The following is an 8971-nucleotide window of genomic DNA, read 5'->3' as shown; positions in this document are numbered from 1 at the left end:
TCCCAGATCGAGGAGATCGCGCTGCGGATTCCCGAGCTGAGCCCGCACTTCCAGCTGGAGATCACCCGCCCCAACAGGATGGACGAGCTCACCGTGAAGATCGAGCCACGGGAGGGCACGACGGCGGAGCAGCGCGCCGCTGCGGGCGCGATCCTGCGGCAGCAGATCAAGATCCATATCGGTTCGTCGTGCCGGATCGACGTGGTGGAGCCGGGCTCGCTCGAGCGCTCGAACGGCAAGCTCCGCCGCATCTACGACCTCCGCACCAAGAGCTGACGCCCGATTTAGACTGGATCCCATGCCTTCCGCCGCCGCAACAGAGACCCCCGGACCCACCGGACGCCGTGGGCGCCCCGGCTACGACCAGCAGTCGGTGCTGAATGTGGCGGTCCAGGTCTTCAACCGGCACGGCTACGATGCCACGTCCATGGGCATCCTCGCCGAGAATCTGGGCATCTCGAAGTCGGCGATCTACCACCACGTGCCGTCCAAGGAGGACCTGCTCGCGCTCGCGCTCGAGCAGGCCTTGGGCGGACTCGAGTCGGTGTGGGACGCCCCGGAGTCCCAGGAGGGTTCGGCGGAAGAGCGCCTCGAGTTCGTGGTCCGCTCGACGGTTAAGGTTCTGACCGAACGGCTCCCGTTCGTGACGCTCCTGCTCCGTCTCCGCGGCAACACTGAGACCGAGCGCAAGGCGATGGAGCGCCGCCGCGGATTCGACCGCAAGGTGGCCGAGCTGATCGAGGAGGCGCGCGAGGAAGGGACCGTACGGAAGGACATCGATCCGCGCACGGTCTCGCGCCTCCTCTTCGGCACCATCAACTCGATCGTCGAGTGGTACCGGCCGGGTGGTTCGCTCACGTCCGAGAAGCTCGCCGACGATGTGGTCGCGGTGCTGTTCAACGGGTTGCATACCCGCTCATGAACACTTGTTGAACTGATCCAAAACTCAGCCGTCTGAGGCATTTCGCAGGTTTAGGGTCTTCTCCGGAAGCCCCCTCGAGAAAGACCAAGAGATGCCCAAACTCAGCATGGGCGCCGCCGCTGCGACAAGCGCCCTCGGGCTCGTCGCCGCCGGCGGAGCCCTCGCCGCCGTCCCGGCGCAGGCCGCAACGACCGCCACCACTGCGACGCCCATCAAGCACGTGGTGGTCATCTTCGGGGAGAACGTCTCCTTCGACCACTACTTCGCGACCTATCCCCAGGCCGCCAACACGTCCGGCGAGACGGTCCAGGGGACGGGCGCTCCGGCGTCGTCGTTCACGGCAGCGCCGAACACGCCCAAGGCCATCAACACGCTCGCGAACGCGAACCTGCTCGCACCGAACAACCCGAACTCCGTCCAGCCGTCGCGGCTCACGCCGGCCCAGGCCGTCACGTGCGACCAGGACCACGAGTACACGGCCGAGCAGAAGGCATACGACGGCGGGCTCATGGACAAGTTCGTCGAGAACACGAGCACGGACGCGTGCGGTGCCGCGGGCGACCCGCGCTACCGCGCGCCCGGCCTCACGATGGACTACTACGACGGCAACACCGTCACCGGGCTCTGGAACTACGCCCAGCACTTCGCGATGAGCGACAACAGCTACAGCGATACGTTCGGTCCGTCCACCCCGGGCGCGCTCAACCTCGTCTCGGGTCAGACGCACGGCGTGATCAGCGTCGACCCGTTCACGGGCAAGCAGACCACCACGCCGGACGCGTACGCGGTCAAGTCCCCGAACGCGCAGGGCGTCGGCACGGTCACGGAGGACCCGGACCCGGCCTACGACGACTGCTCCGACGGCAGCCACAGCAAGTCCAACGCGCTCGCCGCGGTGCAGGGCAAGAACGTAGGCGACCTCCTCAACGAGAAGAACGTCTCCTGGGGCTGGTTCCAGGGCGGCTTCGCGGCTCAGGGCACGAAGACCATCAACGGCACCGACTATGCGCAGTGCCAGACGAAGCACACGAACGTCGGCGGCGTCTCGTCCATCGACTACAGCCCGCACCACGAGCCGTTCCAGTACTACGCCTCGACTGCGAACCCGCATCACGTTGCGCCTGCGAGCGACGCGGAGATCGGCCACAACGGCCAGGCCAACCACCAGTACGACATGACGGACTTCAACAAGGTCGTGGACTCGGACAACATGCCGGCCGTCTCGTTCCTGAAGGCGCCGGAGTACCAGGACGGCCACGCCTCCTACTCCGACCCGATCGACGAGCAGAACTTCGTGGTCAACGAGATCAACGCGATCCAGAAGTCCAAGAACTGGGATTCGACCGCCATCGTCCTCGCCTATGACGACTCCGACGGATGGTACGACCACGCGGCGACCAAGGTCCTCAACGCCTCGAACGACCCCGCCAGCGACGCGGCGATCTGCACCGACGCCGCGAAGGCCGGCACGCCGATCCTCGGTGGCTACGCCGATCGCTGCGGCCCCGGTCCCCGCCAACCGCTCCTCGTCGTCTCGCCGTACGCCAAGAGCAACTTCGTGGACCACACGGTCACGCAGCAGTCCTCGATCCTCCGCTTCATCGAGGACAACTGGAGCCTCGGCCGGCTCGGCGACGGCTCGTTCGACCAGATTGCCGGATCGCTCGGGAACCTGTTCGACTTCACGCACCAGCGGCGCGACGGCCTGATCCTCAACCCTGCCAACGGCACGGTGGTCCCGGCCTCGTACTGCGAGGGCAACAACGGCCAGCACCTCGGCCAGGGCGGATCCTGCCAGTAGTGCTTTTCCCCTGAGGACGCTTGCGTCCTGGGAGTCGCGAGAGCACGCTGGCCCTATGGCCGCGGTCAGGATCTCTGAACAACTCAAGCGCCTCGTCCCCCAGCTGCGCTACGAGCCGACGTCCAAACGGCTCCGCGCGCGGCTGGGGGACGAGCTTGTTCTCGATTCCCGACGGGCGATCGTGCTCTGGGAACCCCAGCGCTGGCTTCCGGTCCACGCAGTGCCGGCGGACGACGTCGTCGCCTCCTTGGAGCCGAATCCTCCTGGCGCTGGGCCCACCGAGCCTCATACGGCCGACGGCGACCCCCTCGCGGTGCGTGCTGGCGGAATTCTCGTCCCGGGTGCGGCCTTCCGCCTCTCGGACCCCGATCTCGAGGGCTACATCGCGTTTGACACCGACGCGTTCCAATGGTTCGAGGAGGATGAACCGGTCATCGGCCACCCGAGGGACCCGTTCTCGCGCATCGACCTGCGCGCATCGTCCCAGCACGTGCGCGTACTGCTGGACGGTGTGGTGCTGGCCGAGAGCACGCGGCCAGTCATCCTCTTCGAAGGCCAGCTCCCGCCCCGGGCGTACCTTCCGCCGGAGGACGTGCACTGGGATCGTCTCACCCCGGTGGACCTTGTGACGATCTGCCCCTACAAGGGCCACGCGCGCTACTGGGCCGCGCCAGGGCTCGGGGACGGCCGCCCGGTGGCCTGGTCCTACGGCCCGGAGTTCCCCGAGATGGCGCAGATCCACGGCCTGATCGCGTTCTTCAACGAGAGGACGGACATCGAGGTCGACGGTGTCGCGGCGAAGCGCCCCACGACCGTGTGGGCATAATCGCTTTCAGACCCCGGATTGCGACTGCTACCCGAGTCTGCCTACACTCAAACACGTGACCTGCATCTCAACGGCGCGATGCAGGTTTTTCTATGCGCCGTTTTTCTCTGTGCGGAAGAAGTCCGCTGCCCGCTGAGCCACCACGTCGGGCCTGTGGTCCACGATGAAGTGGCCCTCACCGGGAAGGACCTCGACGAACGTCCTCGCGGGCAATCCCGAGCGATAGCCCATCCTCTGCAAGGCGGCTGACGGGTCGTTCTCGCCGATCATCACGAGCACCGGTACGGCAAACGGCTCGTCCGCGTAGCGTCCCGCGACAAGGCGCATGAAGGCCGGCAGGATGAAGTCCCGATACAGCGCAGACCCGGCTCTCGCCCGGCCCGGGTCACGGAGCCGGGCGAGGTACAGGCCGATGTCCGCGCCCGAGAGGCCGCGAGGCGGCTCGAAGTGCTTGAGCAGCATTCGGACGATCCGCTGTTTCCCCCACGCCATGGCCCACACTCCGACCCCCGCCGTGGCGAGCGGGACATCGAACCAGATCTTGGGCACAAGGCGGAGGATGCTCGCGTCCGGCCTGACGTGCAGGTCCGGGCAGCTGAGGACCACGAGCGCTTCCACGAGGTCGGGCCGGTCAAGTGCCAGCAGCTGGGCGACGATCGCACCCCAATCGTGCGCGATGATCCGGACCCTGCCGAGGTCGAGTTCCTCGATCAGCAGGACGATGTCCTCGACCAGGCTCCTGGCGTCGTACCCCACGCGGGGCGCGTCCGTCCATCCCGCGCCCCGCTGGTCTACCGCGATGACGTGATACTGCTCCGCGAGGCGCGGAATGACCCCATGCCACTCCCACCAGTTCTGAGGGAAGCCATGGAGAAGGAGAACCGGTTCGCCTGAACCGGCCTCGACCACATGCATGAGGAGCCCACGGACATCGAGCCACCGGTGAGTGACCCCGGCAAGCCCGGGCATCGCCGTCGTGAGCTGGGGATCGCTCATGCTACTTCGCCGTCCGTGCCCTCCGTGCGTCGGCGACAAGGCCGACGACGGCGCCGTACAGCGGGTGGGCGGGTTCGAGGCCCGTGAGCTCCTCGGCAACCTCGGAGTCGCTCGCCCCACTCGCAAGGGTCGCTTGGAGGCGCTGGGCCTCGTCGTCGTCCGCCGCGTCGAAGCGCAGTGCGGCCCCCATCGCCTCGAGGAGCGCATCCGTGGGGAGGCCGCGCTCGGCGAGCTCGGCTGCGGGACCCACGAAGCGCTCGTGGCGGCTCAGCTTGCGCAGGGGCGCGCGGCCCACCCGGTCGACCGTATCCGGAAGCTCCGCGTTCGCGAAGCGCCCAAGGATCTTGCGGATGTAGGCCTCCTGCTCGTCCGGAGCGAAGCCATACTTCGCCACGAGGAGCGTCTTGGTCTCCTGGAGGACGGCCTCGACCTTCTCGCGGATCGCGAGGTCGGCGATCGCGTCGGCGATCGTCTCCTTGCCCGCCGCGCGTCCGACGTACGCGGCGGCGGCGTGACCGGTGTTGACCGTGAACAGCTTGCGCTCGATATATGGGCCCAAGGAGTCCACCCAGGTCACGCCGGGGATCTCGGGGACCTCTCCGTTGAACGGGCCGCGCTCGATCGCCCACTCGAAGTACGGCTCGACCCGCACGTCGAGGCCGCCCGGGGCCTGCGCTGGGACGATCCGGTCCACGGCGGTGTTCGCGAACACCGCCTTGGCGTCGACGTCCGCCTCCGAGAGTCCCTCGCCCTTGGCCGCCACGCGGATCTCCGCCTCGAGGATGTCCGTCGCGTTGATCGCGTTCTCGCAGGCCATGACGGCGAGCGGGGGGACCTCCGCCGACCGCGCCGCGATACCGCGGGCGATCGCGGGGGCCACGAACTTGAGGATGTTCGGGCCCACCGCGGTCGTCACGACGTCGGCGCGGGCGATCCGCTCGACGAGCTCCGCCTCGTTGGTGGCGGAGTTGACGGCGGAATAGCGGTCGACGACATGGCCGACACTCCCCTCCCCCACCTCGTGCACGGTGTACGAGGGCGTCTCCCGGAGCGCGTCGATGAGCGGCGCCGCCACGTCGGCGAAGGCGAGCTCATACCCCGCCTGGTGGAGGAGCAGGCCCACGAAGCCGCGGCCGATGTTCCCGGCGCCGAAGTGGACAGCCGACTTCACGCGTTCACCCTTCCAAAGATGTCGAGGATCTCATCGACGCTGCCCGCCGCCTCGAGGCGCGCGACCTGCTCCTTGTCGCCGAAGATCTTGGCGATCTTGGCGAGGATGCCCAGGTGCTCCTTGTCCTTGCCCGCGATGCCGACGACGAACGTGACCGGCTTGCCCTGCCAGTCGATCGGCTCGGCATAGCGGACGAACGTGACGGCGGAGGCCGAGATGTGGCCCTTGGCCTCATTCGTGCCGTGCGGGATGGCCAGGCCGTTGCCCATGAACGTGGAAACGGACCGCTCGCGGTCATGCATCGAGGCGACGTACTCGTCGTCGACCGCGCCCGTGGCCTTCAGGAGCTGCCCCGCCTCGTCGATCGCACCCGCCATGTCGCCCGCGGCGCCGCCGAGGACGATCGACTCGCGCCGGAGAACGTCCCTCGTCTCGCTGTGGACGTGGGGCACCGGAACGTGGGACGCCGCGGCCTCAGCTTCGGAGGCAGGCTCCGTCTTTGCCGGCACGCCCTCGAACGGCACGGGCTCGGTGGCCGACTGCTCGTTGAGCAGGTCGACGATCTCGTCGTACTTCGGGCTGCCCATGAAGTTGTCAACGGTCACGAGCTGGGCGCTCGGCGTCTTCTCTTCCGCCCTGAGCGCAAGGTCCTGATGGACCACGACGAGGTCGTAGGTGTCCGTGAGGCTCGCAATCGCCTTGTTGACCACGGTGACGTCCTTGTGCCCGGCCGCACGGATCTTGTTGCGGAGCACCGAGGCGCCCATCGCGCTCGAGCCCATACCGGCGTCGCACGCGAACACGATGTTCTTGATCTTGGTGCCGGTGAGGGTGGCCGCGCCGCCCGCAGCGCCTGCCGCGGCCCCCCGTCCGAGGACGGTCGAGGCCATCGACTTGCGGCCCTTCATGCCCTCCATGCTCGCGGTCGCGGCGGCGAGATCGCCTTCCTCGCGGTCCTTCGAGGCCCTGAGGATGATCGAGGCGATCGCGAAGGAGACCGCACAGGCCAGAACCACAGCGAGGATCACGCCGAAGTAGCTGTCCCGCGACGTCTGGGCGATGACCGCGATGATCGAGCCCGGGGCAGCGGGGGCCACGAGGCCCGAGTGCGTGATGGCGAGCGTCGCGATGCCGGTCATGCCGCCGCCGATGGTGGCGAGGATGAGGATCGGCTTCATGAGGATGTACGGGAAGTAGATCTCGTGGATGCCGCCGACGAACTGAATGAGCGCGGCGCCCGGCGCGGAGGCCTTCGCGGCACCCTTGCCGAAGAACATGTACGCCAGCAGAACGCCAAGGCCCGGGCCTGGATTGGCCTCAAGCAGGAACAGGATGGACTTGCCCTGTGCCGTGGCCTGCTGGATGCCGAGCGGGGTCAGCACGCCGTGGTTGACGGCGTTGTTCAGGAAGAGGACCTTTGCCGGCTCGATGAAAATCGAGGTCAGCGGGAGGATCCCGTTGTTGACCATGAATTGGACGACGGTCCCGGCGAAGCTGCTGAAGCCCGCCACGACGGGGCTGATCGCATAGAAGCCGAACAGCGCAAGGATCGCGCCCCAGATGCCAGCCGAGAAGTTGTTGACCAGCATCTCGAATCCAGGCCGGATCTTGCCGTCCCAGATCGCGTCGATCTTCTTCATGGTCCATCCGCCCAGCGGGCCCATGATCATGGCGCCGATGAACATCGGAATGCCGGCCCCGATGATCACGCCCATCGTGCCGATCGCTCCGACCACGCCGCCGCGAACGTCGTAGACCATCCTTCCGCCTGTGTAGGCGATGAGCAGCGGCAGGAGATACGTGATCATGGGGCCCACGAGGCCCGTGTACGGAGTGCCGGACGCGTCCTTCCCGAAGCCGCCGAGGGCAGCCACGGGAAGCCAGCCGGTCTGGATGAAGAGGGCGGTGATGAGGCCCCAGGCAATGAAGGCCCCGATGTTCGGCATGATCATGCCGGAAAGGAAGGTGCCGAATTTCTGCACCCCGGCCCGCGCGGCGTGGCTCCGTGAGGGCGCTGCGATGGTCGACATGGTTCCCTGCTTTCGTTTTCAGGAGGCAGCCCGCCGGGGCCGCCGGGGTTGTGGGGTTAGCTTTCCCCGTTTGCACCGTTCTGACCCGGGGTCTTGCCTTCCGGGGCGCTGGAGAGACGGTGAAGCCATTCGAGGAAGAGCCGCATCTCGGTGCCGGAGAGCTGCTCCGGGTGCGAGGACTCGAGGGTGGCGTTGAGGGCGATGGCCGCCGCGACGTAGGACGGCTGGCCGGTGGAGATCGCGCCGCGCTCCGGATCGTCCACGAGGGACGGGTCGGAGACGACGGAACGGAGGACGGCGTCGCGCGTCTGCGCTGACAGCGGCAGCGCAGCGATGTCGTCCGAGGTCAGGGGCTGGTCGGATTGATCGGCCAACAGCATGAGGGTGACTCCGATGTTGGCCGCGAGGATGGCCCGCGCCGCCTGAGCGGGCGGCGCAGCGAGCTGGCCGGCTGCCGCGGCGCGTCCCAGCTCCCGTTCGAGGAGGTGCTCGGCCTCCTCGACGAGGACTGGACGGCGTCCCGGACCGGTGTTGCCGAACATGAGCATGTACAGCTGGGCGTGGGACAGTCCGAAATGGACGTGGATGTCCCACAGGCGTTGGACGTCGAGGAGCGGACTCGCCGAGCGCTCCACGGTGCCCTCGCGCTGGACGAACTCCTCGAAACCACGGGCGACGACGGCCTCCATCAGTCCGTCCTTGTCACCGAAGTGGTGGTACAGCGTGGGGGCCGTGACGCCGGCGAGATCGGTGATCTGCCGGGTGGACACTGGCTTGCCGTTGGATGCGGCGAGCAGCTCCATGGCGGCCGAGATCAGGCGTTCACGGGGAGAAGCCTGAGCGGATCCTCCATCCGGGGCGTCGCCGGCGACACCCGTTTCCGTTTCACGCATGGCCGCTAGCGTAACCGATATAGCAACGCTATACAAGAGGTGAGAGTGAGCTGAACCACATGCACTGTGGCGTGGTGAGGATCACGAAACATGCTTGTATAGCAACGCTATAGGCGCTAACGTAACCCGGACCGATGGTCCGAGTGCCGTCCCCACCTACCGAGAGGATTCCCCATGAGCAAGACCTTCGCCGGCGTTGGTGTGACTCCGGGGCGGGTTGTGGGGCCGGTGCGGCAGATGCCGGCCCCGGTGCGGGAGCCTTCCGATGGGGCGGTTCCTGCGGGGGTTTCCGCCGAGGCGGAGGCCGAGCGGATCCGGGCGGCGTCCAAGGC

7 protein-coding genes and 1 pseudogene are annotated in these 8971 nt (G+C 67.5%); 4 read left to right on the top strand and 4 right to left on the bottom strand.

All coding sequences use genetic code 11. The features are described 5' to 3' along the window. From ACTHL9_RS16725 to ACTHL9_RS16710, 4 genes and pseudogenes are all read left to right on the top strand, one after another. A pseudogene (locus tag ACTHL9_RS16725) lies at positions 1-276 on the top strand (phenylacetate--CoA ligase); the annotation flags it as partial. A gap of 22 nt (positions 277-298) precedes the next feature. Beyond that, positions 299-922, top strand: a complete 624-nt coding sequence (locus ACTHL9_RS16720; protein ID WP_440520406.1) for a TetR/AcrR family transcriptional regulator — start codon at positions 299-301, stop codon at positions 920-922. Between the two features lie 91 nt (positions 923-1013). Then, positions 1014-2723: a phospholipase C gene (locus ACTHL9_RS16715; protein WP_440520405.1), complete on the top strand. Its 1710-nt coding sequence runs from the start codon at positions 1014-1016 to the stop codon at positions 2721-2723. A gap of 55 nt (positions 2724-2778) precedes the next feature. Beyond that, complete coding sequence (locus ACTHL9_RS16710; RefSeq protein WP_440520404.1) at positions 2779-3549, top strand: DUF427 domain-containing protein; 771 nt, start codon at positions 2779-2781, stop codon at positions 3547-3549. A gap of 90 nt (positions 3550-3639) precedes the next feature. Here ACTHL9_RS16710 and ACTHL9_RS16705 read toward each other — a convergent pair whose 3' ends face one another. From ACTHL9_RS16705 to ACTHL9_RS16690, 4 genes are read right to left on the bottom strand one after another with little or no spacing between them, the layout of a single operon-like run. Continuing rightward, on the bottom strand, positions 3640-4545 hold the full coding sequence (locus ACTHL9_RS16705) for an alpha/beta fold hydrolase (RefSeq protein WP_440520403.1): 906 nt from the start codon (positions 4543-4545) through the stop codon (positions 3640-3642). 1 nt (position 4546) lies between these two features. After that, positions 4547-5716 (bottom strand): mannitol-1-phosphate 5-dehydrogenase, encoded by a 1170-nt coding sequence (locus ACTHL9_RS16700; RefSeq protein WP_440520402.1) that lies wholly within the window; start codon positions 5714-5716, stop codon positions 4547-4549. Next, positions 5713-7746, bottom strand: a complete 2034-nt coding sequence (locus ACTHL9_RS16695) for a PTS mannitol transporter subunit IICBA (RefSeq protein ID WP_440520401.1) — start codon at positions 7744-7746, stop codon at positions 5713-5715. Before ACTHL9_RS16695 ends, ACTHL9_RS16700 begins: the two co-directional genes overlap by 4 nt. Positions 7747-7802: 56 nt before the next feature. After that, positions 7803-8639 carry a TetR/AcrR family transcriptional regulator gene (locus ACTHL9_RS16690; protein WP_440520400.1) on the bottom strand — a complete coding sequence of 279 codons (837 nt, stop codon included), beginning with the start codon at positions 8637-8639 and terminating at the stop codon, positions 7803-7805. Between the last annotated feature and the right edge of the window lie 332 nt (positions 8640-8971).

The organism is Sinomonas sp., from assembly GCF_051955515.1.
GTDB lineage: Bacteria > Actinomycetota > Actinomycetes > Actinomycetales > Micrococcaceae > Sinomonas.
The sequence above is the reverse complement of the archived record's forward strand: the minus strand, read 5'-3'. Positions and strand labels throughout refer to the sequence as shown.